General features: G+C 33.6%; 41 protein-coding genes and 1 tRNA gene. 33 read left to right on the forward strand and 9 right to left on the reverse strand.

The window, feature by feature from the left end; all coding sequences use genetic code 11:
* Positions 1-19 precede the first annotated feature (19 nt).
* The 33 genes from fusA (at position 20) to rplQ (ending at position 18,222) form a co-directional block, all read left to right on the forward strand.
* Positions 20-2,122, forward strand: a complete 2,103-nt coding sequence (gene fusA / locus AC27L2_RS11210; protein WP_487211850.1) for an elongation factor G — start codon at positions 20-22, stop codon at positions 2,120-2,122.
* Between the two features lie 49 nt (positions 2,123-2,171).
* Positions 2,172-3,377 (forward strand): elongation factor Tu, encoded by a 1,206-nt coding sequence (gene tuf, locus AC27L2_RS11215; protein WP_487211851.1) that lies wholly within the window; start codon positions 2,172-2,174, stop codon positions 3,375-3,377.
* Between the two features lie 66 nt (positions 3,378-3,443).
* Positions 3,444-3,752, forward strand: a complete 309-nt coding sequence (gene rpsJ, locus AC27L2_RS11220; RefSeq protein WP_014854898.1) for a 30S ribosomal protein S10 — start codon at positions 3,444-3,446, stop codon at positions 3,750-3,752.
* Between the two features lie 10 nt (positions 3,753-3,762).
* Positions 3,763-4,383, forward strand: a complete 621-nt coding sequence (rplC, locus tag AC27L2_RS11225; RefSeq protein ID WP_487211852.1) for a 50S ribosomal protein L3 — start codon at positions 3,763-3,765, stop codon at positions 4,381-4,383.
* A 13-nt stretch (positions 4,384-4,396) separates the two neighbouring features.
* On the forward strand, positions 4,397-5,023 hold the full coding sequence (gene rplD / locus AC27L2_RS11230) for a 50S ribosomal protein L4 (RefSeq protein WP_487211853.1): 627 nt from the start codon (positions 4,397-4,399) through the stop codon (positions 5,021-5,023).
* A gap of 12 nt (positions 5,024-5,035) precedes the next feature.
* Positions 5,036-5,332, forward strand: a complete 297-nt coding sequence (rplW, locus tag AC27L2_RS11235) for a 50S ribosomal protein L23 (protein WP_487211854.1) — start codon at positions 5,036-5,038, stop codon at positions 5,330-5,332.
* A gap of 21 nt (positions 5,333-5,353) precedes the next feature.
* A complete protein-coding gene (gene rplB / locus AC27L2_RS11240; protein ID WP_487211855.1) occupies positions 5,354-6,178 on the forward strand; it encodes a 50S ribosomal protein L2 in 825 nt (274 codons plus the stop codon).
* Between the two features lie 12 nt (positions 6,179-6,190).
* On the forward strand, positions 6,191-6,478 hold the full coding sequence (rpsS, locus tag AC27L2_RS11245) for a 30S ribosomal protein S19 (protein ID WP_353677658.1): 288 nt from the start codon (positions 6,191-6,193) through the stop codon (positions 6,476-6,478).
* A 22-nt stretch (positions 6,479-6,500) separates the two neighbouring features.
* Positions 6,501-6,845, forward strand: a complete 345-nt coding sequence (rplV, locus tag AC27L2_RS11250) for a 50S ribosomal protein L22 (protein WP_487211856.1) — start codon at positions 6,501-6,503, stop codon at positions 6,843-6,845.
* 12 nt (positions 6,846-6,857) lie between these two features.
* Positions 6,858-7,499, forward strand: a complete 642-nt coding sequence (rpsC, locus tag AC27L2_RS11255; protein WP_487211857.1) for a 30S ribosomal protein S3 — start codon at positions 6,858-6,860, stop codon at positions 7,497-7,499.
* An 18-nt stretch (positions 7,500-7,517) separates the two neighbouring features.
* Positions 7,518-7,937: a 50S ribosomal protein L16 gene (rplP, locus tag AC27L2_RS11260; RefSeq protein ID WP_487211858.1), complete on the forward strand. Its 420-nt coding sequence runs from the start codon at positions 7,518-7,520 to the stop codon at positions 7,935-7,937.
* A 14-nt stretch (positions 7,938-7,951) separates the two neighbouring features.
* Positions 7,952-8,170: a 50S ribosomal protein L29 gene (gene rpmC / locus AC27L2_RS11265; protein ID WP_487211859.1), complete on the forward strand. Its 219-nt coding sequence runs from the start codon at positions 7,952-7,954 to the stop codon at positions 8,168-8,170.
* Between the two features lie 17 nt (positions 8,171-8,187).
* The gene (gene rpsQ / locus AC27L2_RS11270; protein ID WP_487211860.1) at positions 8,188-8,445 is read left to right on the forward strand and encodes a 30S ribosomal protein S17; all 258 of its coding nucleotides are present in this window, start codon (positions 8,188-8,190) and stop codon (positions 8,443-8,445) included.
* Between the two features lie 25 nt (positions 8,446-8,470).
* On the forward strand, positions 8,471-8,839 hold the full coding sequence (gene rplN / locus AC27L2_RS11275; protein ID WP_487211861.1) for a 50S ribosomal protein L14: 369 nt from the start codon (positions 8,471-8,473) through the stop codon (positions 8,837-8,839).
* Positions 8,840-8,851: 12 nt separating this feature from the next.
* The gene (gene rplX, locus AC27L2_RS11280; protein WP_487211862.1) at positions 8,852-9,178 is read left to right on the forward strand and encodes a 50S ribosomal protein L24; all 327 of its coding nucleotides are present in this window, start codon (positions 8,852-8,854) and stop codon (positions 9,176-9,178) included.
* Between the two features lie 21 nt (positions 9,179-9,199).
* The gene (gene rplE / locus AC27L2_RS11285; protein WP_487211863.1) at positions 9,200-9,841 is read left to right on the forward strand and encodes a 50S ribosomal protein L5; all 642 of its coding nucleotides are present in this window, start codon (positions 9,200-9,202) and stop codon (positions 9,839-9,841) included.
* Between the two features lie 9 nt (positions 9,842-9,850).
* Complete coding sequence (gene rpsN, locus AC27L2_RS11290) at positions 9,851-10,120, forward strand: 30S ribosomal protein S14 (protein ID WP_353677649.1); 270 nt, start codon at positions 9,851-9,853, stop codon at positions 10,118-10,120.
* A 17-nt stretch (positions 10,121-10,137) separates the two neighbouring features.
* A complete protein-coding gene (gene rpsH, locus AC27L2_RS11295) occupies positions 10,138-10,533 on the forward strand; it encodes a 30S ribosomal protein S8 (RefSeq protein ID WP_487211864.1) in 396 nt (131 codons plus the stop codon).
* A gap of 18 nt (positions 10,534-10,551) precedes the next feature.
* Entirely contained in the window at positions 10,552-11,088 is a 537-nt protein-coding gene (gene rplF, locus AC27L2_RS11300; RefSeq protein WP_487211865.1) for a 50S ribosomal protein L6, read from the forward strand.
* 21 nt (positions 11,089-11,109) lie between these two features.
* A complete protein-coding gene (gene rplR / locus AC27L2_RS11305) occupies positions 11,110-11,475 on the forward strand; it encodes a 50S ribosomal protein L18 (RefSeq protein ID WP_487211866.1) in 366 nt (121 codons plus the stop codon).
* A 28-nt stretch (positions 11,476-11,503) separates the two neighbouring features.
* Positions 11,504-11,574: transfer RNA gene (locus AC27L2_RS11310), tRNA-Gln, on the forward strand.
* A gap of 43 nt (positions 11,575-11,617) precedes the next feature.
* Positions 11,618-12,130 (forward strand): 30S ribosomal protein S5, encoded by a 513-nt coding sequence (rpsE, locus tag AC27L2_RS11315; RefSeq protein ID WP_487211867.1) that lies wholly within the window; start codon positions 11,618-11,620, stop codon positions 12,128-12,130.
* Between the two features lie 13 nt (positions 12,131-12,143).
* Entirely contained in the window at positions 12,144-12,332 is a 189-nt protein-coding gene (gene rpmD, locus AC27L2_RS11320; RefSeq protein ID WP_353677644.1) for a 50S ribosomal protein L30, read from the forward strand.
* A gap of 8 nt (positions 12,333-12,340) precedes the next feature.
* A complete protein-coding gene (gene rplO, locus AC27L2_RS11325; RefSeq protein WP_487211868.1) occupies positions 12,341-12,805 on the forward strand; it encodes a 50S ribosomal protein L15 in 465 nt (154 codons plus the stop codon).
* Positions 12,805-14,142: a preprotein translocase subunit SecY gene (gene secY / locus AC27L2_RS11330; RefSeq protein WP_487211869.1), complete on the forward strand. Its 1,338-nt coding sequence runs from the start codon at positions 12,805-12,807 to the stop codon at positions 14,140-14,142. The genes rplO and secY overlap by 1 nt, the downstream gene beginning before the upstream one ends.
* Before the next feature lie 20 nt (positions 14,143-14,162).
* The gene (gene map, locus AC27L2_RS11335) at positions 14,163-14,924 is read left to right on the forward strand and encodes a type I methionyl aminopeptidase (protein ID WP_487211870.1); all 762 of its coding nucleotides are present in this window, start codon (positions 14,163-14,165) and stop codon (positions 14,922-14,924) included.
* 10 nt (positions 14,925-14,934) lie between these two features.
* The gene (gene infA, locus AC27L2_RS11340) at positions 14,935-15,153 is read left to right on the forward strand and encodes a translation initiation factor IF-1 (protein WP_353677640.1); all 219 of its coding nucleotides are present in this window, start codon (positions 14,935-14,937) and stop codon (positions 15,151-15,153) included.
* A gap of 10 nt (positions 15,154-15,163) precedes the next feature.
* Positions 15,164-15,277, forward strand: coding sequence for a 50S ribosomal protein L36 (gene rpmJ, locus AC27L2_RS11345; protein WP_353677639.1), 114 nt, complete (start codon positions 15,164-15,166; stop codon positions 15,275-15,277).
* 17 nt (positions 15,278-15,294) lie between these two features.
* On the forward strand, positions 15,295-15,678 hold the full coding sequence (rpsM, locus tag AC27L2_RS11350; RefSeq protein ID WP_487211871.1) for a 30S ribosomal protein S13: 384 nt from the start codon (positions 15,295-15,297) through the stop codon (positions 15,676-15,678).
* Between the two features lie 20 nt (positions 15,679-15,698).
* Positions 15,699-16,085: a 30S ribosomal protein S11 gene (rpsK, locus tag AC27L2_RS11355; protein ID WP_487211872.1), complete on the forward strand. Its 387-nt coding sequence runs from the start codon at positions 15,699-15,701 to the stop codon at positions 16,083-16,085.
* 15 nt (positions 16,086-16,100) lie between these two features.
* The gene (gene rpsD / locus AC27L2_RS11360) at positions 16,101-16,727 is read left to right on the forward strand and encodes a 30S ribosomal protein S4 (protein WP_487211873.1); all 627 of its coding nucleotides are present in this window, start codon (positions 16,101-16,103) and stop codon (positions 16,725-16,727) included.
* Positions 16,728-16,758: 31 nt separating this feature from the next.
* Positions 16,759-17,757 (forward strand): DNA-directed RNA polymerase subunit alpha, encoded by a 999-nt coding sequence (locus AC27L2_RS11365; RefSeq protein ID WP_487211874.1) that lies wholly within the window; start codon positions 16,759-16,761, stop codon positions 17,755-17,757.
* 9 nt (positions 17,758-17,766) lie between these two features.
* Positions 17,767-18,222 carry a 50S ribosomal protein L17 gene (gene rplQ, locus AC27L2_RS11370; RefSeq protein ID WP_487211875.1) on the forward strand — a complete coding sequence of 152 codons (456 nt, stop codon included), beginning with the start codon at positions 17,767-17,769 and terminating at the stop codon, positions 18,220-18,222.
* Between the two features lie 61 nt (positions 18,223-18,283).
* Here rplQ and fumC read toward each other — a convergent pair whose 3' ends face one another.
* From fumC to AC27L2_RS11415, 9 genes are all read right to left on the reverse strand, one after another.
* On the reverse strand, positions 18,284-19,675 hold the full coding sequence (gene fumC, locus AC27L2_RS11375; RefSeq protein WP_487211876.1) for a class II fumarate hydratase: 1,392 nt from the start codon (positions 19,673-19,675) through the stop codon (positions 18,284-18,286).
* 302 nt (positions 19,676-19,977) lie between these two features.
* Positions 19,978-20,682 (reverse strand): C40 family peptidase, encoded by a 705-nt coding sequence (locus AC27L2_RS11380; protein WP_487211877.1) that lies wholly within the window; start codon positions 20,680-20,682, stop codon positions 19,978-19,980.
* Between the two features lie 11 nt (positions 20,683-20,693).
* Entirely contained in the window at positions 20,694-21,548 is an 855-nt protein-coding gene (locus tag AC27L2_RS11385; protein WP_353677631.1) for a sigma-70 family RNA polymerase sigma factor, read from the reverse strand.
* A 10-nt stretch (positions 21,549-21,558) separates the two neighbouring features.
* On the reverse strand, positions 21,559-21,831 hold the full coding sequence (locus AC27L2_RS11390; protein ID WP_487211878.1) for a EutN/CcmL family microcompartment protein: 273 nt from the start codon (positions 21,829-21,831) through the stop codon (positions 21,559-21,561).
* Positions 21,832-21,836: 5 nt separating this feature from the next.
* Entirely contained in the window at positions 21,837-22,112 is a 276-nt protein-coding gene (locus AC27L2_RS11395) for a EutN/CcmL family microcompartment protein (RefSeq protein ID WP_353677629.1), read from the reverse strand.
* A complete protein-coding gene (locus tag AC27L2_RS11400) occupies positions 22,109-22,507 on the reverse strand; it encodes a type II toxin-antitoxin system VapC family toxin (protein WP_487211879.1) in 399 nt (132 codons plus the stop codon). Before AC27L2_RS11400 ends, AC27L2_RS11395 begins: the two co-directional genes overlap by 4 nt.
* Positions 22,497-22,793, reverse strand: a complete 297-nt coding sequence (locus tag AC27L2_RS11405) for a hypothetical protein (RefSeq protein WP_487211880.1) — start codon at positions 22,791-22,793, stop codon at positions 22,497-22,499. The genes AC27L2_RS11400 and AC27L2_RS11405 overlap by 11 nt, the downstream gene beginning before the upstream one ends.
* Positions 22,786-23,949 (reverse strand): phosphopentomutase, encoded by a 1,164-nt coding sequence (locus tag AC27L2_RS11410; protein ID WP_487211881.1) that lies wholly within the window; start codon positions 23,947-23,949, stop codon positions 22,786-22,788. The genes AC27L2_RS11405 and AC27L2_RS11410 overlap by 8 nt, the downstream gene beginning before the upstream one ends.
* 8 nt (positions 23,950-23,957) lie before the next feature.
* On the reverse strand, positions 23,958-25,820 hold the full coding sequence (locus AC27L2_RS11415; RefSeq protein ID WP_487211882.1) for a sensor domain-containing diguanylate cyclase: 1,863 nt from the start codon (positions 25,818-25,820) through the stop codon (positions 23,958-23,960).
* Positions 25,821-25,864: the final 44 nt, after the last annotated feature.

The following is a 25,864-nucleotide window of genomic DNA, read 5'->3' on the forward strand; positions in this document are numbered from 1 at the left end:
AAAGGAGTAAGTTATATAAATGTCTAATAGAGTTGACATAAGTAGAGTTAGAAATATTGGTATTATGGCTCATATTGATGCCGGTAAAACAACCACTACCGAGCGAATTCTTTATTATACCGGCAAAGTTCATCGTATGGGTGAGGTTCATGATGGTGCAGCTACAATGGATTGGATGGAGCAGGAGAAAGAAAGAGGTATTACAATTACAAGTGCTGCAACCACAACAATGTGGAAAGACCATCAAATTAATATTATAGATACTCCTGGACATGTTGATTTTACTGTTGAAGTTGAGCGTTCTTTGAGAGTACTGGATGGGGCAATTGCATTATTCTGTGCAGTTGGCGGTGTAGAACCTCAGTCGGAAACTGTATGGAGACAAGCTGATAAATATGGTGTGCCGAGAATTGCATTTGTTAATAAGATGGATAGAATAGGTGCGGATTATTATAATGCAGTTCAGATGATGAAAGATAGACTTGGTGCAAATGCAGTACCTATTGCTTTACCTGTTGGCGATGGTGATTTATTCAGTGGAATTATTGATTTAATGACAATGAAAGCTCGTATGTATCATGAAGAAACTTTGGGAACTACATACGAAGATGTTGATATTCCTGCTGATTTAATGCCATTAGCACAAAAATATAGAACTCAAATGCTGGAAGCTGTATCAGAAATTGATGATACACTTCTTGAAAAATATCTTGAAGGAAAAGAAATTTCTGTTGAAGAAATAAAGAAAGTTTTAAGACAAGCTACGATTCAATTAAAAATTGTTCCTGTACTTTGTGGATCATCATTTAAGAATAAAGGCGTTCAGATGCTTCTTGATGCTGTCGTTGATTTCTTGCCCTCGCCTTTAGATTTGGGTAACTTAGTTGCTCATCATGTTCATAAAAAAGACCATGTGGAAAGAAGAATTGATCCTAATGAGAAATTTACTGCTCTTGCATTTAAGATTATGACAGACCCTTATGTAGGTAAGTTAACATTTATTCGAGTTTACACTGGTACTTTGAAAGCAGGTTCTTATGTATATAATTCTGTAGCAGATAAAAAAGAGAGAGTGGGAAGAGTTCTTCAGATGCATGCTAATCATAGAGAAGATATGGAAGAAGTTAGAGCAGGCGATATTGCAGCGCTTGTTGGCTTGAAATTTACAAGAACAGGTGATACATTATGTACTGAAGACGACCCAATTATTCTTGAAAGAATGGCATTTCCTGAACCAGTTATTCAGATTGCAATTGAACCAAAAACTAAAGCTGATCAGGATAGATTATCGGATGCTCTTTCTAAATTGTCTGATGAGGATCCAACATTCAAAGTTTTTGTTGACGAAGAAACGGGACAAACCTTAATCAGTGGAATGGGTGAACTTCATCTTGAAATTCTTGTCGACAGAATGAAACGAGAATTTAAGGTTGAAGCAAATGTTGGTAAACCTCAGGTAGCATATAGAGAGACAATTACAAAAACAGTACAAGCTGAAGGTAAATTTATTAAGCAGACAGGCGGTCGTGGTAAATATGGTCATGTATGGCTTGAATTATCACCCAATGAACCAGGAAAAGGTTTTGAATTTGAAAATGCAATAGTTGGTGGTGTTGTTCCTAAAGAATATATAAACCCAATTATTAATGGTATTCAGGATGCGATGAGAAATGGAGTGCTTGCTGGTTATCCTGTTGTAGATGTTAAGGTTAAATTATTTGATGGTTCTTATCATGAAGTTGACTCTGATGAAATCTCATTTAAAGTAGCTGCTTCAATTGCATTTAAGCAAGGTGCACTAAAAGCTGATCCAATTTTACTTGAGCCAATAATGAATGTTGAGGTAATTACTCCTGAAGAATATCTTGGGGATGTAATGGGAGACTTGAATTCAAGAAGAGGAAAGATTGAAGGATTTACAATGCGAAAAGATGCACAGGTAATTAAAGCTCAGGTTCCACTTGCTCAAATGTTTGGATATGCAACTACTTTAAGGTCAATGACTCAAGGTCGTGCAATTTTTACAATGCAATTTTCTCATTATGCAGAAGTACCTAAATCAGTTGCAGAAGAAATTACAGAAAAATCGCAGTTGAAAAAATCATCGGTTGAACAATTTTAATTATAAAAAACAAATTAATTAGAAAATAAATAACAAGGAGAGTAACTCGATGGCAAAAGAAAAATTTGATCGTAGTAAACCTCATGTTAATATAGGTACTATTGGACACGTAGACCATGGTAAAACTACTCTTACAGCTGCCATCACCATGGCATTAGCTCAAAAAGGATTATCACAGGTTAGAACATTCGACAGTATCGACAACGCCCCAGAGGAAAGAGAAAGAGGTATTACGATTGCTACTGCACACGTAGAATATTCTACAGAAAAAAGACATTATGCTCACGTTGACTGTCCAGGACACGCAGACTATGTTAAGAACATGATTACTGGTGCGGCTCAAATGGACGGTGCAATTCTTGTTGTTGCTGCAACCGATGGTCCAATGCCTCAAACAAGAGAACATATTCTTTTAGCTCGTCAGGTTGGTGTGCCAAGAATCGTAGTATTCTTAAATAAAGTTGATATGGTTGATGACCCTGAGTTAATTGACCTTGTAGAAATGGAAGTAAGAGAATTATTATCAAAATATGAATTCCCAGGAAACGAGATTCCAGTTATTCGTGGTTCTGCTCTTAAAGCTATGGAAGCTGGTTTGGCTGGTGCACCTGTAACTGACGAAAGATATAAATGTATCTGGGAGTTAATGGATGCAGTAGATAGCTATGTACCAATTCCACAAAGAGATATAGATAAACCATTCTTAATGCCAGTAGAAGACGTTTTCTCAATTACTGGTCGTGGAACAGTTGCTACAGGTAGAGTTGAAAGAGGTACAATTAAATTAAATGAAGAAGTTGAACTAATCGGTCTTGGTCAGCATAAGAAAACCGTTGTTACTGGTATTGAAATGTTCCGCAAAGAATTGGATGCAGCAATTGCTGGTGATAATGCTGGATTGCTCTTAAGAGGTATTGATAAAAAAGAAATTGAAAGAGGAATGGTTGTTGCAAAGCCAGGTTCAATTACACCTCATAGAATTTTTGAAGGTGAAGTTTACATTCTCTCTAAGGAAGAAGGTGGTCGTCATACACCATTCTTTAATGGATATCGTCCACAGTTCTATTTCAGAACTACTGATGTAACTGGTGTTGCTACATTACCAGAAGGAACTGAAATGGTTATGCCAGGTGATAATGTAAGATTGAAAGTTGAATTGATTTCAGAAATCGCTATGGAAGAAGGCTTACGTTTTGCTATCCGTGAAGGTGGTAGAACTGTAGGAGCTGGAGTTGTAACTAAAATTATTGAATAAAAATTAATTTAAGGGAAAGATAAATTCTTTCCCTTTATTTTTGTTTGAAAAAGGAGATTATAAAAAGTGCCCGGTCAAAAAATTAGAATTAAGCTGAAATCATACGATCATATTTTGATTGATAAGTCAACTGAAAAAATTATCAAGACTGTTAAAAGTACAGGTGCGGTTGTTTCAGGTCCAATTCCTTTGCCGACAAAAAGAACTGTGTTTACAGTTTTAAGATCACCGCACGTAGACAAAAAATCACGTGAACAATTTGAGATTAGGGCTCATAAGAGAATTATTGATATTCATAATTCAAACAATAAAACTGTAGATGCGCTGAGCAAGTTAGAAATACCTGCCGGCGTTGATATTGAGATAAAGTTATAGGAAAAATAAAATGCCAGGTTTGTTAGCTAAAAAATTGGGAATGACAAATATTTTTGCCGAAGATGGAAAAATTATTCCAGTAACCGTTTTGGAAGCTGGTCCATGTATTGTCTATGCAGTTAAGACAAAAGAAAAAGACGGTTACGAATCACTTCAATTAGGCTTCGGCGAAAGAAAAGAAAAACATGTAAATAAACCACAGTTAGCTGTGTTTCAAAAACTTGGTTTAAAACCACCAAGAGTTCTTAAAGAATTTAGAAACTTTGAGATAGAAAATTATAAAGTTGGTGATGAAATTAAAGTAGATATTTTTAAGGAAGGTGATAAAGTAAAAGTTTCAGGAAGAAGTAAAGGTAAAGGTTTTCAAGGTGTTGTTAAAAGACATGGATTTGGTGGCGTAGGTTCAACTACACACGGTCAGAGTGATAGAGTTCGTGCGCCGGGTTCAATTGGTGCAAGCTCTTTCCCATCTCGTGTGTTTAAGGGTCAGAGAATGGCTGGAAGAATGGGTTACGATAATGTTACCATCAGAAATTTGAAAGTTGTAAAAGTTATTCCTGAAAAAAATATTATAATGGTAAAAGGAGCTGTTCCAGGCTCAATTAATTCAATAGTTGCAATTAATAAATAATTGTTGATAGAAAATGAAATTAGATGTTTATAAAATAGACGGAACAAAAACAGGCGAACAGGTCGAACTTTCAAAAGATATTTTTGAAATTGAACCTAATGACCATGCACTCTATTTAGCTGTTAAAGCTTACCTTGCTAATCAAAGACAAGGTACGCATAAAACAAAAGAAAGAAGTGAAGTTCGCGGTGGTGGTAAAAAACCTTGGCGTCAAAAAGGTAGGGGTGGTGCAAGAGCTGGTTCGATTCGTTCTCCTCTCTGGATAGGCGGTGGAACTATTTTTGGCCCTAAACCAAGAGATTACAGACAAAAGTTGAATAAAAAAGTTAATGCACTTGCTCGTAAATCTGCTTTGTCTTATAAAGCTAAGAATAATCAAATTATTGTAGTAGAAGATTTTGATTTCGAAAAACCAAAAACAAAAGATTTTGTGAATATTCTTAAAGCATTGAATTTGAATGGGAAGAAAACATTGCTCTTGACAAATGGAACTCTTGAAAATGTTTATAAATCCGGTAGAAATATTGAAAGAGTAAATATACTCGAAGCTAATAAAGCTTCTGCCTATGAATTGTTGAATAATCAAATTTTGATTTTACAAAAAAGTGCACTTACTCTTCTTGAAAGTACTTTTAATTAATCAGGTAGGAAAATGAAAACAATTTTAATTAGACCTTTGATTACTGAGAAAATGACAAAAATTAGCGAGAAGCATCCTAATAAATATGGCTTTATTGTGAGCGTTGATGCTAATAAGATTGAAATTGCAAAGGCAGTTAAAGAAAAATTTAATGTTGATGTTGTTTCTGTAAATACAATTAGATATAAAGGAAAAACTAAAACACAATTTACAAGAAGAGGTCGTTTTACAGGCAGAACGCCAAAATTCAAAAAAGCTATTGTAACTTTGAAAGAAGGTCAAACAATCGACATCTTTGGTCAAGTATAAATCGATTGAATTGGAGATTCAATGGGAATTAGAAAATTAAAACCGATAACACCTGGTACGAGATTCATGAGTATCTCCACTTTTGAGGAGATTACTAAAACTACACCAGAAAAATCTCTTCTTGCACCATTAAAAAAATCTGGTGGAAGAAATAATTTAGGAAGAGTCACTGCTCGTCATAGAGGTGGTGGACATAAACGTCAATACAGAATTATTGATTTCAAGAGAGATAAATTTGGAATTCCAGCAAAAGTTTTTTCAATTGAATATGATCCAAATCGTTCTGCAAGAATTGCATTGCTCCATTATGCAGATGGTGAAAAAAGATATATATTGGCTCCAGATGGATTGAAGGTAGGCGAAGTTTTAATGTCGGGTCCAGGTTCTGAAATTAAGATTGGTAATGCATTGCCATTAAAAGAAATACCTGTTGGTAGCTTTGTTCATAATGTTGAATTAAAACCTAAAAAAGGTGGTCAATTAGGTAGAGCTGCTGGAACATCGTTACAACTTTTAGCAAAAGAAGGAAAATATGCTCAGCTGAAATTACCATCTGGCGAAGTTAGAATGGTTAGTGTAGAATGTATGGCAACTTATGGTGTTGTTGGAAATGCAGACCATGAAAATATTAGTCTTGGAAAAGCAGGAAGAAGTAGATGGCTTGGAATTAGACCTCATACAAGAGGTGTTGCAATGAACCCAGTAGACCATCCAATGGGTGGTGGAGAAGGAAAAACTTCAGGTGGTGGTCATCCTGTTTCTCCGTGGGGTCAAAAATCTAAAGGATTAAAAACAAGAAAGAAAAATAAACCTTCTAATAAATACATTATTAAAAGAAGAAAATAATTAGAGTAGCTTATGCCAAGATCAGTTAAAAAAGGTCCTTACATTGATGTTAAGTTGCTAAGAAAAATTCGTAAACTTAACGAGACAAATCAGAAAAAAATAATCAAAACATGGTCTCGTGCAAGTACTATTTCACCTGAATTTGTTGGACATACAATAGCTGTTCATAATGGGAATAAGATGATACCAGTTTATATAACAGAAAATATGGTTGGACATAAACTTGGTGAATTTGCACCGACAAGAATTTTTAGAGGTCATCCAGGAACAAAAGCTGAAAAAGCATCTAAAGTTAAATAATGGAAAATTGAGGTAGACAATAATGGAAGCAAAAGCGACACATAAATATATCGGTTCATCGCCAAGAAAAATGCGCTTGGTTATTGATATGATTCGTGGTAAATCTGTAGATCAGGCAATTGAAATTCTTCACTTTTCGCCTAAGCATGCTTCTAAGTCAGCAGAAAAAGTTTTAAGATCAGCTGTTGCAAATTTGATGAACAAAGATGAAAATGTTAAACATGAAATTTCGGATTTATATGTTAAAGAAGTTTATGTAAATCAAGGACCTACATTAAAAAGAATTACTCCCGCTCCAATGGGGAGAGCATATAGAATAAGAAAACGTTCTAATCATTTAACAATTGTAGTAGCAACTAAAAAGTAATCGGAGGAAGTTTTGGGTCAAAAGACAAATCCAATTGGTTTCAGAGTTGGAATTATAAGAGGCTGGGAATCGAACTGGTTCGAAAATAAAAGCTATGCGCCAAAATTAATTGAGGATTATAAGCTTAGGCTTTATATCAGAAAAAGATTACAGAATGCAGGTGTATCTGCAATTAAAATTGACAGAACTTCTAAAAATGTAATTGTGACAATTCATACTTCCCGCCCAGGTGTTGTTATTGGTAAAAGCGGGAAAGAAATTGCTCAAATTGAAGAAGAATTGAAAAAGATTACAAACAAAGATGTAAAAGTTCAGATAACTGAAATTAAAAGACCGGAACTCGATGCTTACCTGGTTGCAGAAAATATTGCAAAGCAAATTGAAGGAAGAATTTCTTTTAGAAGAGCAATGAAAAGTGCAATCACAGCAGCTATGAGAATGGGTGCAGAAGGAATTAGAGTAATGTGCTCTGGCAGATTAGGCGGTGCTGAAATGGCAAGAACTGAACAATATAAAGAAGGAAGAATACCACTTCATACAATCAGAGCAGATATTGATTATGCACAAGCTACTGCTCAAACAATTTATGGTTCCATCGGTGTAAAAGTTTGGATATGCCGTGGAGAAATTTTAGGTAAACGTTCAACGGAATAATCTTCAGGAGTTTTTCTCATGTTAATGCCAAAAAGAGTAAAATATCGTAAAGCACAAAGAGGAAGAAGAAAAGGAAAAGCAACTCGAGGTCATATTGTAAATTTTGGTGACTTTGGATTGAAAGCTCTTGAACCTGCTTGGATTACAAGCAGACAAATAGAAGCATGCCGTGTAGCTCTTTCTCGTAAAATGAAAAGAGATGGCAAAGTTTGGATTAGAATTTTTCCTGATAAACCAGTTTCTAAAAAACCTCTTGAAACAAGAATGGGTAAAGGAAAAGGTGCTCCAGAATTTTGGGTTGCTGTTGTAAAACCAGGAAGAATCCTTTTTGAAGTCGGTGGAATTGATAAAGCTACTGCTCACGAAGCTCTTACTCTTGCTGCTCATAAATTGCCAATTAAAACAAAAATTGTTCAAAGAATTGATTTAGAAGCTTAAAAGGATTAGACGCTATGAAGATTTATCAAATAAGAGAAATGTCCACTGAAGAAATTAAAAAGAGAATTCTTGAAGAACAAAAAAATCTTGTGGACTTAAGATTTCAACATGAACTAAAAAATTTGACCAATACAGCTAAATTGCGTCTTACTAAAAAAGATATTGCAAGAATGAAAACCGTTCTAAAAGAACGGGAAATGCAACAAGCAAAAAACTCAAAGGAAAATAAATAAGGAGCAATTGTTCTTCCATGCAGACAAGAAACAGAAGAAAAGTAAGGATTGGAACTGTAATCAGTAATAAAATGAATAAAAGCATTGTTGTTGCCATTGAAAGACGTGTAGCTCATCCGCTTTATAAGAAATATTATAAAAGAACAACTAAGTTAATGGCACATGATGAAAATAATGAATGCAGCATTGGTGATGTTGTAAAAATTATGGAAACACGTCCTTTGAGCAAAAGAAAAAGATGGCGTTTAGTTGAAATAATCGAAAAAGTTAAATAAAAAGTTTGATGAGGAGCTGATAATCATGATACAAGAAGAAACTAATTTAGTTGTAGCAGATAATTCGGGAGCCAAAAAAGTTCGTTGCATTCGTGTCCTTGGTGGAAGTAATAGACGATATGCTACTGTAGGCGACGTTATTGTTGTCAGTGTTAAATCTGCTATACCTGGCGGCTCTGTTAAAAAAGGTGAAGTAACAAGAGCAGTTGTTGTTAGAACAAAAAAAGAAGTTCGAAGAAGCGACGGTTCTTATATCAGATTTGATGAGAATGCAGCTGTACTTCTTAATAATCAAGGCGAACCAAGAGGTACTCGTATATTCGGCCCAGTTGCAAGAGAACTGCGTGATAAAAAATTTATGAAAATTATTTCTTTAGCTCCAGAAGTTTTATAAGGAATAGATAAAATGAAAATTAAGAAGAACGATACAGTAATTGTAATAGCCGGCAACTATAAAGGTAAAACAGGAAAAGTTTTAAAAGTATTTCCTGATAAAAATAGAATTATTGTTGAAGGCGTTAATATTCGTAAACGTCATACAAAGCCGAATCAGAAAAATCCACAAGGCGGAATAATTGAAAAAGAAGCTCCGATTCATGTTTCTAATGTTATGATTCTTGATCCAAAAACTAATGAACCTACTCGTATAGGTTCTAAAATTATAATAGATGAAAAAACAGGTAAAAAGAAAAGCGTTAGAATTAGTAAAGTAAGCGGCGAAATGCTCGTATAAAATTAAGGGTTTATAATAGCAATGGGAAAACAAAAAGAACAAGTTCAACAAAAAGAAAAGAAAACTAAAGCAGCAGAAGAAACAACTGTTACAACAGTTGAAGAAAAAGTACCTGCAAGACTGAAAGTAAAATATTTCAAAGAAATTGTTCCAAAACTTAAGGAACAATTTGGTTATAAAAATGTAATGCAGGTGCCAAGATTAGAAAAAATTGTTATAAATATGGGTGTAGGTCAAGCAGTTCAAGACCCAAAAATTCTCGAAGAAGCTGTTAAAGATTTGGAAACTATAACTGGACAAAAACCATCTATCAGAACTGCTAAAAAATCTATATCGAACTTTAAGCTGCGCGAAGGAATGAAAATTGGTGCTAAAGTTACATTAAGAAGAGAAAGAATGTATGAGTTCCTTGATAGATTAATTACTATAGCACTTCCAAGAGTTCGCGACTTTAGAGGAGTACCCGATAAATCATTTGATGGAAGAGGAAATTATACTCTTGGAATAAAAGAACAAATTATATTTCCAGAAATTAATGTTGATAAAGTAAATAAAATCCTTGGTATGGATATTACATTTGTTACTACTGCTAAAACTGACAAAGAAGCTTATGAATTACTAAGTGCATTTGGAATGCCATTCAGAAAAAAAGAAACTAATTAAAGGGTAATTATGGCAAGAAAAAGTTTAATAGCTCGGGAAATCAAAAGAGCAAAGTTATACGAAAAATATGCTGCTAAAAGAAAAGAATTGAAAGAAAAAGGGGATTATGAAGCATTACAGCTTTTGCCCCGTAATTCATCACCAACTCGGCTTCATAATAGATGTATGATTACTGGAAGACCGAGAGGTTATTATAGAAAATTTGGAGTTTCGAGATTGGTGCTTAGAGAAATGGCTTTACGCGGAGAAATCCCGGGCTTAAAAAAATCAAGTTGGTAATAGAAGGAGAATATTAAATGCCAGTAACAGACCCGATTGCAGATTTTTTAACAAGAATTAGAAATGCTGTAAAAGCAAGGAAAAAATATGTTGATGTACCTTCATCAAAAATGAAGGTAGCAATTGCTGAAATATTAAAAAATAATAAGTTTATTAAAGATTACAATGTAATTGAAGACAATAAGCAGAATATACTGAGAATTCATCTTAAGTATGTTAATGGTGTTTCGTCAATAACTGGATTGAAAAGAATTAGTACACCAGGTTTGCATTTGTATGTTGATAAAGACCATATTCCTCGTGTTCTAAATGGACTTGGAATTGCAATTATTTCTACTTCTAAAGGTTTATTAACTGATAAACAAGCAAGAAAAGAATCTATCGGCGGAGAAGTTATCTGCCATGTTTGGTAAAAATTGAGAGGTTAAAAAGTGTCACGTATAGGAAGAAAACCAATACCAATTAAAGATGTAACTGTAACCAAAACCGATAATACTATTAAGGTTAAAGGTAAACTCGGTGAATTGGAAATGAAAATACATCCCAATATCACCGTTGAAGTAACAAAAGATGAAATTATTGTAAAAAGACCAGACGATTCAAAAGAAAACAGAGCTCTTCATGGATTAACAAGAGCTTTAATTAACAACATGGTCAAAGGTGTAACCGAAGGTTATACGAAAACACTTGATATTGTCGGTGTTGGTTACAAAGCAGAATTAAAAGGGAACAATATTTTAATTACAATTGGTTATTCTCACCCAATTTATTTTATTCCACCAGAAGGAATTAAAATTGAAGTTCCTGCACCTAACCAAATTAAAATTTTCGGAATTGATAAAGAATTGGTTGGGTTGGTTGCTGCAAAAATTAGGTCATTCAGAAAACCTGAACCTTACAAAGGTAAAGGTATTAGATACACTAATGAAGTAATTATCAGAAAAGCTGGTAAGACAGCTGGTAAATAATCCACTTAGGAGAATGTGACAATGTTTTTGAAAGACTATAAAAGAAGATTAAGAAAAAAAATCAGGATTAGAAAAAAAATTCATGGCACTGCATTAAAGCCAAGACTCTGTGTTTACAAAAGCTTGAAGCATATTTATGCTCAATTGATTGATGATGATAAAGGTCATACACTTGCATTTGCATCGACACTTTCAAAAGAAATTGCAGACGAAGTAAAAAATTTAAGTGGTAAAATTCCAAAAGCAAGATTAGTTGGAAAATTATTAGCTCAAAAAGCATTAGAAAAAGGAATAACCACAGTTGTATTTGATAGAAGTGGTTATCCATATCATGGTAAAGTAAAAGCAATTGCAGAAGGAGCACGAGAAGGCGGGTTGAAGTTTTAATCCTGCCAATTGCAAGAAATTAGTTTCTTGCCGGATCGTCTAATGGCAGGACAGCGGCCTTTGGAGCCGTATGTGGAGGTTCGAATCCTCCTCCGGCAGCTCTAAAGAAAAATTTTGAAATTGATGAAACATAGGAGTTAAAGTGAATTTCAAGCACAAAAAAGTTACTGGTTTAGAAAACTTAAAAGAAAAAATAGTCCATATTAACAGAGTTGCAAAAGTTGTTAAAGGTGGTCGTCGATTCAGCTTTAATGCTATTGTTGTTGTTGGCGATGGCAATGGACATGTTGGAGTTGGACTTGGAAAAGCTAATGAAGTTACAGATGCTATTGCTAAAGGAATCGACGATGCAAAGAAAAATGTTTACAAAGTTCCTGTAATTAATGGAACTATACCACATGAAATCATTGGAAAGTTCGGAGCAGGTAAAGTGTTATTAAAACCTGCATCTCCTGGTACAGGTTTAATTGCAGGCGGTGGCGTTCGTGCTGTGCTGGAAGCAGCTGGTGTTCAGGATGTTCTTACAAAATCACTTGGCTCTTCAAATCCGCATAATCAAGTTAAAGCAACTTTGAAAGCTCTGCTTAATTTAATTGATGCAAGAACAATGGCTTATAAGCGCGGAATGAAAATTAGCGAGTTATTCAGTTCATAATGAGGTTTTAATAATGGCTAAGAAATTAAAAATAATACAAACAAAAAGTATAATTGACCGTCCTAAACCACAAAAACTTACAATTAAAGCTCTTGGTTTAGGAAGACCTAATTATCAAGTAATTCATAACGATACTCCTCAAATTAGAGGAATGATAAGAAAAGTATCTCATTTAGTAAAAGTAGAAGAAATAGAAGAATAGGTGATTAAATGGATATTCTAAGTAACTTGAAACCGGCAAAAGGTTCACACAAAAGAGAAAAAAGAATTGGTCGTGGCGAAGGCAGCGGACATGGTGGAACTGCAACTCGCGGTATGAATGGTCAGCGTTCTCGTTCAGGTGCTAAATTCAAAATCTGGTTTGAAGGCGGTCAAATGCCACTTCAAAGAAGATTGCCAAAGAGAGGTTTTCGTAATCCATTTAAAATTGAATATCAAGTTGTAAATATTGGGAGTATTCAAAAATTAATTGATAACAAAAAAATTGAAAATGATGTTATTAATGCAGTTACGCTTTACAAAAATGGTTTGATTTCGAAAGCAGCTGCACCTTATAAAATTCTTGGCAATGGAGAATTAAAATCAAAAATAAATATCGAAGCACATGCATTTAGTGCTTCTGCAAAAGAAAAAATTGTATCACTTGGTGGAACTATTAAAGAGATTAAAGCTTAATGGCAACTTTTCAAGAAACTTTTCGGAACATATTTAAAATTCACGAGCTGAGGCAAAGAATTCTTTATACACTTGCCTTGCTCATAATTGTGAGAATTGGTGCACATGTTACATTGCCGGGAATAGATTCACATCTTCTTAATTCGGCAATGACCAATTCTACATCTAATAATCTTTTTGGTTTGTATGATTTATTCGTTGGAGGTGCTTTTAGAAATGCAGCTTTATTTGCTCTTGGGATTATGCCTTATATTTCCGCTTCCATTATATTACAATTAGCAGGTGCTGTAATCCCTTACATCCAAAAGCTGCAAAGAGAAGGCGAAGAAGGAAGAAAGAAGATTACCCAATGGACTCGTTATGGCACTGTTATAATATCTGCTTTTCAAGCATGGGGTGTTACAATACACCTGTTAAATATTCGTTATAACAATGCACCAATAGTTCCTGAAGAAATTAGAGGTATTGGCTGGTCTCTTTCAACAATTGTTTTTCTTGTTGCAGGTACAATATTTATAATGTGGATGGGAGAACAAATTACAGAAAAAGGAATTGGTAATGGAATTTCACTTATAATTTTTATTGGAATTATTGACCGTTTCCCATTTGCTGTACTTGATGAATATCGATTACTTGCAGCAGGACAAAGAAATTTAGTAATTGAAGTTGTAATCTTAGCATTTATGGTTCTCGTTATTGCTGGGGTTGTTCTTGTTACTCAAGGCACAAGAAGAATTCCAGTTCAATATGCTAAAAGAGTTGTTGGAAGAAAAGTTTATGGCGGCGTTACTCAATATATTCCGCTAAGAGTTAATACTGCTGGAGTAATGCCAATAATTTTTGCTCAATCGATTATGTTTATTCCGAGTACATTGTTCTCATTTTTCCCGAACAATGAATTTATTGCATCAATTGCAGGTTATTTTACTTATCAATCTTTTACATATTCTTTCATTTATGCATTGATGATAATTTTCTTTACATACTTCTATACTGCAATTGCATTTAATCCTCAGGATGTTGCAGAGACAATGAAAAAACAAGGCGGTTTCATACCTGGAATAAGACCAGGAAAACAAACCGCTGAATTTATAGATAATATATTGACAAAAATTACTTTACCGGGTTCAATATTCTTGGCAATTATTGCTATACTGCCAGCATTTGTTTCAAAGATTGGTGTATCGGGAAGTTTTGCTTCATTTTTTGGCGGAACAAGTTTATTGATTGTTGTTGGTGTTGCTCTTGATACTTTACAGCAAATTGAATCTCATTTACTTATGCGTCATTACGACGGATTTATGAAATCCGGTAAAATTAGAGGCAGAAGATTTTAATTAGTTAACGACAGCTTATTGTGATATTCATAAAGACAAAAAAAGAAATTGATTACATTAGAGAAAGCTGTCGAATTGTTACAGAAGTTTTACAATTAATGAAGCGTTATGCCAAACCTGGTATAACGACACTTGAGCTCGATAAAATTGCAGAAGATTATATTCTTAGCAATAATGCAAGAGCAGCTTTCAAAGGATATTCACAAGCAGGCTCTTTTGATTACCCGGGCTCAATTTGTTCTTCAATTGATGATGAGGTTGTCCATGGAATTCCAGGCAACCGTGTTCTAAAAGAAGGTGAACTTCTGTCAGTTGATGTTGGAGTAGAAAAAAATAATTACTTTGGAGATGCAGCAATTAGTATTGCAATAGGTAAAATTTCTGATGAAAAACAAAAACTGATGGAAGTAACAGAAAAATCTCTTTATCTTGGAATTGAACAGGCTGTTGTAGGAAATAGAATAGGTGACATTGGTAATGCAATACAAACTTATGTTGAATCTTTTGGATTCTCTGTGGTAAGAGATTTATGTGGACACGGAGTTGGAAAACATTTACACGAAGACCCTCAAATCCCAAATTATGGGAAAAGAGGAACTGGAGCTTTAATTAAAAATGGAATGACCTTAGCAATTGAGCCTATGATTAATATGGGTTCTTATAAAGTTTTTGTAGATGAAGATGGCTGGACTGTAAAAACAATGGATGGTTTGCCATCTGCTCATTTTGAACATACAATTGCAGTAATTGATGGTAAACCAGAAATTTTAACAATATGTTAAATAATAAAGTATGGCAAAGCAAGGACCAATAAAAGTTGATGGAATTGTTACAGAAACATTACCAAATGCTCATTTTAAAGTTCGACTTGAAAATGGGCATGAAATCCTTGCTCATATTTCTGGAAAGATGAGAATGCATTTCATAAAAATATTAGTTGGAGATAAAGTAGCAGTTGAGCTTTCGCCATACGATTTGAATAAAGGAAGAATCACATATAGATATAAATAATGAGGAATTTATGAAAGTAAGAGCATCTGTAAAAAAAATGTGTGAACATTGTAAGATTATAAAACGCAAAGGAGTTGTAAGAGTTATTTGCAAAAATCCAAAACATAAACAAAGACAAGGTTAAAATTAGGAGGATAAAGATTGGCTCGTATAGCAGGTATTGACTTACCAAAACAAAAAAAAGCATTTATAGGATTAACCTATATCTACGGCATTGGTAGAAAGAGTGCAATGGACATTCTCCAAAAAGCCGAGGTTAATCCTGATAAAAGAATTGGAGAACTTACAGAAGAAGAAATTGCAAGAATCCGTTCCATAATGACTGCTGAATATAAAGTTGAAGGTGCATTAAGAAGTGAGGTTCAGCAGAATATTAAGAGACTTATGGATATAGGATGTTACCGCGGCTTGCGTCATAGAAGGGGATTACCTGTAAGAGGTCAAAGAACAAGAACTAATGCAAGAACAAGAAAAGGTAAACGTAAAACTGTAGCTGGAAAGAAGAAAGCGCCAGCTAAGAAGTAATAAATAATTGAGGAGTTAAATTGGCTAAGGCAGTTAAAAAAGCAAAGAAAAAAGTTCACGTTGATGCAGTTGGAGTTGCTCATATTAAAGCATCATTCAACAACGTGATTGTTACTATTACGGATATTTATGGAAATACAATATCATGGTCTTCAGCAGGCAAAAATGGCTTTAAAGGCTCAAGAAAAAATACACCATTTGCAGCTCAGGTTACTGCTGAAGCAGCTGCTAAAGAAGCTTACGACCTTGGACTAAGAAAAGTTGATGTTATTATCAAAGGTCCAGGCGCAGGCAGAGAAGCAGCTATCAGAGCATTAAATACAGCTGGATTGGAAATATTATCAATTAAAGATAATACTCCAATTCCACATAATGGTTGTAGACCACCAAAACGTAGAAGAGTATAACAGGAGAAAATTTAGATGGCAAGATATACTGGCCCAAGTTGCAAATTATGCAGAAGAGAAAGACAAAAATTATTCTTAAAAGGTACTAAGTGTTACACCGAAAAGTGTCCTCTTGAAAAAAGAAATTATGCACCAGGACAACACGGTTTAACACGCCGTGCAAAATTCTCTGAATACGGTGTTCAGTTAAGAGAAAAACAAAAAGTAAAAAGAATTTATGGATTACAGGAAGCTCAATTCCGCATTTACTTCGATAGAGCAATGAGACAAAAAGGCGTTACTGGTGCTAACTTAATTAAATTGCTTGAAAGAAGACTTGATAATGTTGTTTATCGTCTCGGTTTTGCTCCATCAAGAAAAGCTGCTCGTCAATTAATTTTGCACAGACATTTTACTGTCAACAACAAAATTGTAAATATTCCATCATACTTGCTTTCACCTGGTGATGTTGTTGCAGTAAGAGAAAAGAGTAAGAAACTCGATGTAATTCATAATTCTTTAAGAAGAACCAAAGATAATCTCTACAGTTGGTTGTCTATAGACAAAGCAACTCTATCAGGAACATTTATGAATATTCCTGAAAGAGAAGAAATTCCGCTTAATGCTAATGAACAATTGATTGTAGAATTGTATTCCAAGTAATTTTATAAATTTAATATAGAGGATAATTTACATGAGCTATCCGTTTATTAAAATGCCCGATGGCGTTGTTCAAGACGAATCCTCAAAAAGTGCTACATTTGGAAGATTTATTATTCAACCATTAGAACGAGGATTTGGAGTAACATTAGGTAATTCGTTAAGAAGGGTATTACTATCCTCTCTTCCTGGCGCAGCTATAACTGCAGTCAAAATTGAAGGTGTCCTTCATGAATTCTCTACTATTCCAGGTGTTCTGGAAGATGTTACAGAAATAATTCTTAATCTCAAAAAAGTAAGACTCAAACTTCTCGATAAAAAGACAACATCATGTCAGGTCTCTATTACAGGAGCAGCAGATTTTAAAGCTGCAGATATTCAGAATGCTTGCCCTGATGTGCAGATTCTTAATCCTGACCTTCATATAGCAAAACTTAATGCAGATGCTAAGTTAAACATGGAACTTCGTTTTGGTGTTGGTAAAGGTTATGTTCCTGCTGAAGAACAAAAAACACCTGACATGACAATTGGAACTATTCCAATTGATTCCATCTACACTCCAATTGTTAATGTTCGATATGATGTTGAAAATGTTCGTATCGGTGAAAGAAATGATTATGAAAAATTAACTTTAGAAATTACCACCGATGGTTCTATTACACCAGAAGAAGCTTTATCAACTTCTGGAAAAATATTAAGAGACCATATTCAGTTATTCATCAACTTTGATGTTGAACCAGAAGAAGAAAAAATTGAAACTAAAGTTGATGCCGAAACTGAAAGAATCAGAAAGATTCTTTTAACAAATGTTGAAGACCTTGAATTAAGTGTTCGCTCACATAACTGCTTAAAATCTGCAAACATTAAAACTATTGCAGATTTAGTTAGAAGAGATGAGAATGAAATGCTCAAGTTCAGAAACTTTGGCAGAAAATCTTTAGCAGAACTTAAAGAAATTGTAGAAAGTTTTGGACTCCACTTTGGAATGGATGTCGATAAATACCTTGTAGATAAACCAGAAAAAAACAGCTAAGGTTGAATAATGAGACACAGAGTTAAAGGAAGAAAATTAAAAAGAACTTCTGAGCATAGACTTGCAACACTCAGAAATCTTGCAACTTCTTTATTGAAACATAAAAAGATTAAAACAACAGTTGCAAAAGCAAAAGAACTTCGCACTTTTGTTGAACCTTTGATCACAAAGGCAAAAGTTGATTCGGTTGCTTCAAGAAGATATGTTGCAGCTGAGATTAAAGACAAAAGTGTTGTCAAAGAACTTTTCACAGAAATTATTCCAAAGATTGGCGATAGACCGGGTGGTTATACAAGAATTGTTAAGTTAGGTCAAAGAAAAGGCGATGGTGCAGAGTTAGCTATAATTGAACTGGTTGATTATAGTGGATTGGTAAAACCAAAACCAGAAAAGAAAGAAAAAGCTGAAAAAGAAACTCCAGCAGCTGAAGAAAAGAAAGAAGTTGCTGAAGAAAAAACTGCTTAATGAAATTTAACTAATTATTTTATGTAGAGACTTGCATTTGCAAGTCTCTACTTTTTTAAATTTACTTCTTTGGTCCAATCATTTTTTCAGGTCTTACAACTTCATCGAATTGTTCTGCTGTTAATAGTCCAAGTTCAATTGCAGCTTCTTTCAATGTTTTATTTTCTTTATGAGCTTTCTTAGCTACTTTAGCTGCATTGTCATAGCCGATTACAGGATTTAAAGCAGTAACAAGCATTAAGGAATTTTCCAGATGTTTTTTAATATTATTCTCATTTGGAACAATTCCAACAACACAATTATCTGTAAAGCTTTCGCATGCATCTGCAAGCAATCTAATGGATTGCAGAATATTATAGGCAATGACAGGCATAAAAACATTCAATTCAAAATTTCCACTTGCACCTGCAATATTAATTGTAACATCGTTTCCAAAAACTTGAGCACAAACCATTGTCATAGCTTCTGACTGTGTTGGATTAACTTTGCCTGGCATAATTGAACTGCCTGGTTCATTTTCAGGGAGTGAAATTTCTCCAATTCCGCATCTTGGTCCAGAGCCAAGCCAACGAATATCATTTGCAATTTTCATAAGAGAAGCTGCTAAGGTTTTTAATACTCCGCTCATTTCAACTAATGCATCTTTGCCTGCCATAGCTTCAAATTTGTTGGGAGCTGTTTTAAATGGTTTACCTGTAATTTCAGAAATTTTTTCTGCAACTTTAACGGCGTAATCTGGATGTGTATTTAATCCTGTTCCCACAGCAGTTCCGCCAAGTGGAATTTCATAAAGTCTTTTTAATGCATCGTTAATTCTTGCTAAACCATTTGTTAATTGCTGAGCATAACCGGAAAATTCCTGACCTAATGTTAATGGCGTTGCATCCATTAAATGTGTTCTGCCAATTTTAATAATATCTTTGAATTCTTGAGATTTAGCTTCAAGTGCATCGCGAAGTCTTGTAACCATTGGAATTAATCTGCGATGAATTTCTTCAACAGCTGCAATATGAATTGCAGTTGGGAAAGCATCATTTGTTGATTGAGCTTTGTTTACATCATCATTAGGATGAATTGGTTTTTTGCTTCCAAGCACACCGCCTGCCATTTCAATTGCACGATTTGAAATAACTTCGTTAACATTCATGTTTGTTTGTGTGCCGCTTCCTGTTTGCCATACTACAAGCGGGAAATGTTCATTAAGTTTTCCTTCAATTACTTCTTCTGCTGCCTTGACAATTAATTCTCTTTTTTCATCAGGTAATAAACCAAGTTCGTTGTTTGTAATTGCTGCTGCTTTTTTAACAATTGCAAGTGCTCTTATCAATTCAAATGGAAAACGTTCACCTCCAATTTTGAAATTCATAAGTGAACGTGCAGTTTGAGCACCATAATACTTATCGGCGGGTACTTTAACTTCACCCATACTATCTGTTTCAATTCTGTATTCCATTTTAACTCCAAGTTATTATTATTTTCAAAGTCAAATTATGTTATTGAACTTTGATTTTCAATTATGAAATTGATGATGACATTTGATATGAAAATGGAAGAAGTGAATTATAAATCAGCAATAAATTTTTTTATCTAAATCGAAATGAATAAGATTTTTGTTGCTTCATTCTAAAGGTGACAAATAATTTTTTATTGAATCAACTCATAATTAATAAATGGCTGCCTAATTTTAGAGGGCAAACTTTCAATCTTGTAATTCTGCAATCTTTTAATCTTGCAATCTTGCAATTTTGTGATGAATTACTCTGAAGGTATTTCTATTCTTCTTGCCCCGTAATATCTTTTTGCATAATATTTTTCATTTAAGGAAGAAATTGTAACTCCAAGCTTACGACTTGAGTGGACAAATTGATTATCACCAATATAAATTCCGACATGACCTGGCTTTGACCTTCTGCTTGTATTGAAAAAAACTAAGTCACCAAATTCTAAATCATCTTTATCAACTTTTTCTCCTACTTCAAACTGTTCTCTTGCAGAACGAGGAAGTTCTATGGAAAATGAATTCAAAAATATTTGTCTTGTAAAACCCGAGCAATCAATACCATCATTTGAGTTGCCGCCGTATTTATATGGAGCATCAAGATATTTTATTACTTCAAGTAATATTCTTTCTCTAAATGTTAAGGGGACATCGGGATTAATATAATTTTTATAATTAGCCACAAATTTTTCTTTATCTATTGGATTTTCTTCTACAGGCATTTCATCAAATTCATCTTGAGTTGAATCAGAATAATCCTGATTATTAGCTGAAGAAATTTTTGGTTTTTCAATTTGTTTTTTTAGTGTATCCTTAGATGCGAATCGAACAGATTTTTTTTGTTGTTCTTTTTTATACTTTGATTGATTATATCTTTGTGCGCTTGATGAAGGTGCACATCCTTCAAATAAAATTAAAAATAGTATCCCGATTAAAAATGATTTAATTAATCTAATGAACATGATAAAAATAATTATCCCAGATAAGCTCTTAAATTTTTGCTTCTTGATGTATGACGCAATCTTCTAATTGCTTTTTCTTTTATCTGTCGAACTCTTTCCCTTGTAAGATTAAATTTTTCTCCAATCTCTTCGAGTGTAAGCGAATGTTCTCCATTTAATCCAAAATAAAGTTTAATTACTTCGGCTTCTCTGTCGGTTAAAGTAGAAAGAGCTCTTTCAATTTCCTTTTTGAGAGATTCATTCATTAATCTATAATCTGGAGAAGGCACTTCTTCGTTCGACAGAACATCAAGAAGACGGTTATCTTCTCCTTGAGCAAAAGGTGCGTCCATTGAAACATGTCTGCCCGAAACTCTGAGAGCATCATTAATTTCACTTACATCCATATCAAGTTCTTGAGCTAATTCCTGTGCACTTGGTTCGCGTTCAAATTCTTGTTCGAGATTGCTGTAGGCTTTACCAATTTTATTTAGTGCACCAACTCTATTTAATGGAAGCCGAACAATTCTTGATTGTTCTGCAAGAGCTTGAAGTATTGATTGTCTAATCCACCAGACGGCATAGGAAATAAATTTAAAACCGCGAGTTTCATCAAATCTTTTTGCAGCTTTAATTAAACCAAGATTTCCTTCATTAATTAAATCACCAAGCGATAATCCCTGATTTTGATATTGTTTTGCTACTGAAACTACAAAACGCAGATTGGCTTTTACAAGTTTTTCGAGAGCTTTTTCGTCTCCCTGTTTTATTCTTATTGCAAGTTCAATTTCATCATCGGGAGTTAAGAGGTCAACTTTGCCAATTTCTTGAAGATATTTGTCTAAAGATAGACTTTCACGATTAGTAAATTGTTTTGTTATCTTCACGGCAATTCTCCTATATTTTTTCTACATGAATTGAATCTACTATTCCAACAATTGATGCATCGACTGGAGCCATGTCTACATCAAGGGGAATAACAGCTTCGCTTGCTGTTACATAGTAAACTGTTTCTCCAGGTCCTGCACCAATTGTATCTAATGCGATGATTGGAGAAGAAACTTTTTGAAGTTCACCATTAAGCGGTTGTACCAATTGCATTTTGTAGCCTGTGACGGATTCATATTTGCGTGTTGCCCAAATTGTTCCGATAACTTTTCCGAGATACATTTTGATTACTCTTTAATTGCAATATCTAATTTGTCAACAATTGCCATAATTACAGCATCAACAGGTTTATTTTTTGTAAAAGTAGTTTGACGAGCCGAACTGCCCTGTGCAACGAGTACAACTTCTCCAACACCTGCCCCCACTGAATCGACAGCTATTACAGTAGATTCTTTTGGTGTATAATCAAGATTTAATTGACGGACAATTAGAAATTTAGCTCCAACAAGATTTTCATCTTTTTTAGTTGACCAAACTGTACCAATCACTTTGCCAAGTATCAATTACTCCCTCTTAAATTTTTTGGTTGAATAATTTTTAAATTAATTTTTTTATATCTCTCTATATTATTGGTAAGAATTATCATATCATTAATTTTAGCAATTGTACAGAATAAAGCGTCACGAACGGTTGCAACTTTATTAAAAAATTCTGAAATGTTCAAACTGTATCTGGCATTTAATCCAAGAACTTTTAATGCTTTCATCAAATTATCAACTGCTTCTTTTTCATCATTGTTTGCTGCAGCAAAATATAATTCTGCAGAATTAATAACAGTTGTAAAGCAAATTCCACTTGTCATTGCAATTTCAAGGTCTGATAAAGTATTTTTATCATTATGCTGCAAATGTTCGAGCAGAACGTCTGTTTCAATTAAAAAATGTTTTTCACTTTTCATTTATTCTTGATTGAATGTTCGAATTAACTAAACTTCCTTTTGATTTCAGAAAGTTCAAAACAACATTGTCTGGTAATTTCTGTGTAAATTTTATTTGGTTAAATAAATTAATGTCTAATCCAGAATTTTCAACTGCTTTAATTGTTTCTCCATAAATATCAATTTTAACTTCACGGAATCCATTGTTGAATAGATTTTTTAATTCTTCTGCTGGCAAATCTACAGAACCATCACTTTTAATTTTCGTTTCAAATGAAAGCAGCTTTGATAAATTTTCTTCATTCATTCAAAAAACTCCTTCCATAAAGACAATTATTTACTTTGAAGAAATGTGCAACTGTTTGAGCAACATCAGAAAATGTTTTTCTTATTCCTAAGTTTTTTCCTTTTTTATTTTTTCTATAAAATAGAACTGGAACATATTCACGGCTGTGGTCTGTGCTTGGAGTAGTTGGGTCGTTGCCATGGTCTGCAGTAATTATTAATGCATCAGTTTCATCTAAATTGTTCAATATTTCAGGGAGACGATTATCAAATTCTGCTAATGCATTTGCAAAACCATAAGGGTCGTTTCTATGTCCATAATAAACGTCAAAGTCTACAAGATTTGTAAATATGAATGAATTCGATACTGAAGCAGAAGTTAAAATAATGTTCTGAATTCCTTCAGAATTTGATTTTGTTTTAATCTGAACTTTTATTCCGCGGTAATTAAAAAGGTCATTGATTTTGCCAATTGCTATTGTTTGAATTCCTTCATTGTAAAGATAATCTAAGATTGTCTTGTCAAAAGGGTCTAATGAAAAATCTTTTCTGTTTGTAGTTCTTTGATAATTATTTGATGTGCCAACAAATGGTCTTGCAATTACTCTTGCAACTGCATTATCACCTGTTAAAACTTTTGTTCTTGCAATTTCACAAATTTCGTATAATTTGTTAAGTGGAATTACTTCTTCGTGAGCTGCAATTTGAAAAACAGAATCTGCAGAAGTGTAAACTATTGGGAATTTTGTTTTAACATGTTCATCTCCAAGCTTCATTATGATTTCTGTGCCTGAAGCAGGAATATTTCCAAGAATTCCTTGTAATTTTGTTTCTTTCAGAAATTTATCAATAATTTCTTCTGGAAATCCATTTGGATAAAGTGGGAAAGATTTTTCAATTTTTAATCCTGCAATTTCCCAATGTCCTGTAGTTGAATCTTTGCCAGCAGAGACTTCTGCCATTTTTCCAAATGATGCAAGAGGATTTAATTGTGGTGAAATTCCTTTAATGGGCTCGATGTTGCCAAGACCAAGTTTTTCGAGATTAGGCAGATTTAGTCCACCAACAAACTCTGCCATATTTGATAAAGTATTGCTCCCTTCGTCGTTGTATTTAGAAGCATCAGGTAATTCCCCGATGCCAAGTCCATCAAGTATGATTACAATAAAATTATTCACGCAATCTCTTAAATGCTTTTTACTGTATTGCCTCCCTTTTCGAGAGCTTTTTTAAGTGCTAGTTCTGCATTATAAAGAATTTCTTTAACATCAGTTTTATTGGTAGTTGCTGCAACTCCAATTGAAACTGTAAAAGTAGTTTGACGAGAAACAACAGCTATTGGCTTCCGTGCAATTTTTATTCTTAATTTTTCTGCCCACAGGAAAACATCTTTTGGTGTTGTATTGAAAAAATAAACAGCAAAAATTCTTTCGTCCAATCTGCCCCAAATGTTCATTGGGGTCATTTCATCTTTTATCATCTGCGAGATTGCTTTCAAGACTTTCGGGAAAGGATTGCCATCAAATAATGATTCCTGTTCAAGAAAGTCATCAATTTTGATTAAAGCTAAACCACCTGGTAAATTTAATTCTTTGCTTCTTACAAGGTCAATTGTTAATCGTTCAATAAATGCATCATAATTCAATGCTTTTGTTTCTATGTCATATGTCAAAAGATTTTTCAGAATATTTATTGTAGAATAAGAATGAAGAATGAATGCAAAAAATTTTGTAGCATTTTTGATGAATGTTACTTCGTTGTTTGTGTAGATATTTTTTTTAAGGCTTTCGAAGCAAAGAACTCCATAATTTTGCTCATCATAAACAAGTGGAATTGCAAGGAAAGAACCATCAAAACTGACATCTTCATTTTTCGAAAAGCGAGGAATTTCTATGCTTGATGTGTCATCAATTTTTACTGGAGTAAAACTTAAAATTGCTTTTCCTACAAGTGTTCCGTTTAATTCCACTTCAAGATTTTCACCGGCATATTTAAGAGAAGTTTTATTAATGATTTTTGCTATCTTGAATTTTTGTTCAACAGGATTATAAGCTACAAATGTAAAAACATCCCAATCCAGTAAATCTCTCATTGAATTATCAAGTGCTGCATAAATATCAGTTTCATTATCGAATTTTTTATCGGTGCTGAGAATTCCAATTAATGCTTTGAGTCTTTGTTCTGCTTGAGTTTCGGAGAATTTTTCTTCAAATAAACTTATGATTACAGAAATAATTCTGACAATTTTCCCAAGAGAATAAATTTGTTCTATTCCAAAAGCATCATTTACTTTTGAATCAAGAACTAAAATGCCTGTTAAATTTTTTCCATAAAATAAAGGAACCCCAACAAAACTTTTTATTCCCTGCGGAGTGCTGTAATATCGAATTACATCAGCTTCGGCATTTGGAGAAATATCGGTTAAAATTTCTGGTTCTTCTTTTTGAACAATTTTGCCAAGTATATCATCTTCTAAATCAAATTTTTGTTTTGTTATTTGAGATGAACTTGAAATGTATCTTTCGAGTGTAAGTCTTTTTCTATTTTTGTTATACCAGAAGAAAGCAGCTGTGTGTGCCATGAATGCATCTTTTACAACACTCAATATTTTTTCGAGCACAAAGCCAAATTGTTCATCTTGACTTACATCTTTTGGAAGTTCTTCACGAACAATTTTATCGAAGTTTTCCTTAAAATCCGGCGGTTTGAAAAAATCTTTGCTTGTTCTTGTTAAAGATGGAGTAAAATTTTCAGCTGTAATAACTTCGATGTTCTTTACAGGTGAAATAATCTTAAACTCTTCTCCTTCATCAGGTTCATAAGAAATTTTTGATTCATTAATCCCTGAAGTGCCTTCATCGTGTTTTTCATATTCTGTAGTTTCTGGTTTTGTATCTCGAAGAAAAATTATAAAGCCAACATAAATTAAAAGAATGACACCAGAAATAATTTTTAGAAGAGAATCATCAGTTAAGAATGGAATGATTATTAAGATGGGAATGAAAATAAAAATTAACAACCTTTTTCTATATTTATCAGATAATCCCATCTTTCACCATTTAATTCAAATAATTAATTCAAAATTTTATTCAA

The organism is Rosettibacter sp. KY25, assembly GCF_057554405.1.

What these genes read in the sequence shown, in the direction of transcription:
- rplQ (WP_487211875.1), top strand. Translation starts at nt 17,767, where the DNA reads ATGAGACACAGAGTTAAAGGAAGAAAATTAAAAAGAACTTCTGAGCAT.
- rplX (WP_487211862.1), top strand. Translation starts at nt 8,852, where the DNA reads ATGAAAATTAAGAAGAACGATACAGTAATTGTAATAGCCGGCAACTAT.
- rpsH (WP_487211864.1), top strand. Translation starts at nt 10,138, where the DNA reads ATGCCAGTAACAGACCCGATTGCAGATTTTTTAACAAGAATTAGAAAT.
- rpsS (WP_353677658.1), top strand. Translation starts at nt 6,191, where the DNA reads ATGCCAAGATCAGTTAAAAAAGGTCCTTACATTGATGTTAAGTTGCTA.
- rplP (WP_487211858.1), top strand. Translation starts at nt 7,518, where the DNA reads ATGTTAATGCCAAAAAGAGTAAAATATCGTAAAGCACAAAGAGGAAGA.
- rpsQ (WP_487211860.1), top strand. Translation starts at nt 8,188, where the DNA reads ATGCAGACAAGAAACAGAAGAAAAGTAAGGATTGGAACTGTAATCAGT.
- secY (WP_487211869.1), top strand. Translation starts at nt 12,805, where the DNA reads ATGGCAACTTTTCAAGAAACTTTTCGGAACATATTTAAAATTCACGAG.
- rpsN (WP_353677649.1), top strand. Translation starts at nt 9,851, where the DNA reads ATGGCAAGAAAAAGTTTAATAGCTCGGGAAATCAAAAGAGCAAAGTTA.
- rplC (WP_487211852.1), top strand. Translation starts at nt 3,763, where the DNA reads ATGCCAGGTTTGTTAGCTAAAAAATTGGGAATGACAAATATTTTTGCC.
- rplR (WP_487211866.1), top strand. Translation starts at nt 11,110, where the DNA reads ATGTTTTTGAAAGACTATAAAAGAAGATTAAGAAAAAAAATCAGGATT.
- infA (WP_353677640.1), top strand. Translation starts at nt 14,935, where the DNA reads ATGGCAAAGCAAGGACCAATAAAAGTTGATGGAATTGTTACAGAAACA.
- rpsD (WP_487211873.1), top strand. Translation starts at nt 16,101, where the DNA reads ATGGCAAGATATACTGGCCCAAGTTGCAAATTATGCAGAAGAGAAAGA.
- rplW (WP_487211854.1), top strand. Translation starts at nt 5,036, where the DNA reads ATGAAAACAATTTTAATTAGACCTTTGATTACTGAGAAAATGACAAAA.
- fumC (WP_487211876.1), bottom strand. Translation starts at nt 19,675, where the DNA reads ATGGAATACAGAATTGAAACAGATAGTATGGGTGAAGTTAAAGTACCC.
- rplB (WP_487211855.1), top strand. Translation starts at nt 5,354, where the DNA reads ATGGGAATTAGAAAATTAAAACCGATAACACCTGGTACGAGATTCATG.
- rplV (WP_487211856.1), top strand. Translation starts at nt 6,501, where the DNA reads ATGGAAGCAAAAGCGACACATAAATATATCGGTTCATCGCCAAGAAAA.
- rpmC (WP_487211859.1), top strand. Translation starts at nt 7,952, where the DNA reads ATGAAGATTTATCAAATAAGAGAAATGTCCACTGAAGAAATTAAAAAG.
- rplN (WP_487211861.1), top strand. Translation starts at nt 8,471, where the DNA reads ATGATACAAGAAGAAACTAATTTAGTTGTAGCAGATAATTCGGGAGCC.
- AC27L2_RS11405 (WP_487211880.1), bottom strand. Translation starts at nt 22,793, where the DNA reads ATGAATGAAGAAAATTTATCAAAGCTGCTTTCATTTGAAACGAAAATT.
- rplD (WP_487211853.1), top strand. Translation starts at nt 4,397, where the DNA reads ATGAAATTAGATGTTTATAAAATAGACGGAACAAAAACAGGCGAACAG.
- rpmD (WP_353677644.1), top strand. Translation starts at nt 12,144, where the DNA reads ATGGCTAAGAAATTAAAAATAATACAAACAAAAAGTATAATTGACCGT.
- rplO (WP_487211868.1), top strand. Translation starts at nt 12,341, where the DNA reads ATGGATATTCTAAGTAACTTGAAACCGGCAAAAGGTTCACACAAAAGA.
- AC27L2_RS11400 (WP_487211879.1), bottom strand. Translation starts at nt 22,507, where the DNA reads ATGAAAAGTGAAAAACATTTTTTAATTGAAACAGACGTTCTGCTCGAA.
- fusA (WP_487211850.1), top strand. Translation starts at nt 20, where the DNA reads ATGTCTAATAGAGTTGACATAAGTAGAGTTAGAAATATTGGTATTATG.
- tuf (WP_487211851.1), top strand. Translation starts at nt 2,172, where the DNA reads ATGGCAAAAGAAAAATTTGATCGTAGTAAACCTCATGTTAATATAGGT.
- rpmJ (WP_353677639.1), top strand. Translation starts at nt 15,164, where the DNA reads ATGAAAGTAAGAGCATCTGTAAAAAAAATGTGTGAACATTGTAAGATT.
- AC27L2_RS11390 (WP_487211878.1), bottom strand. Translation starts at nt 21,831, where the DNA reads ATGTATCTCGGAAAAGTTATCGGAACAATTTGGGCAACACGCAAATAT.
- AC27L2_RS11415 (WP_487211882.1), bottom strand. Translation starts at nt 25,820, where the DNA reads ATGGGATTATCTGATAAATATAGAAAAAGGTTGTTAATTTTTATTTTC.
- rplE (WP_487211863.1), top strand. Translation starts at nt 9,200, where the DNA reads ATGGGAAAACAAAAAGAACAAGTTCAACAAAAAGAAAAGAAAACTAAA.
- AC27L2_RS11380 (WP_487211877.1), bottom strand. Translation starts at nt 20,682, where the DNA reads ATGTTCATTAGATTAATTAAATCATTTTTAATCGGGATACTATTTTTA.
- AC27L2_RS11365 (WP_487211874.1), top strand. Translation starts at nt 16,759, where the DNA reads ATGAGCTATCCGTTTATTAAAATGCCCGATGGCGTTGTTCAAGACGAA.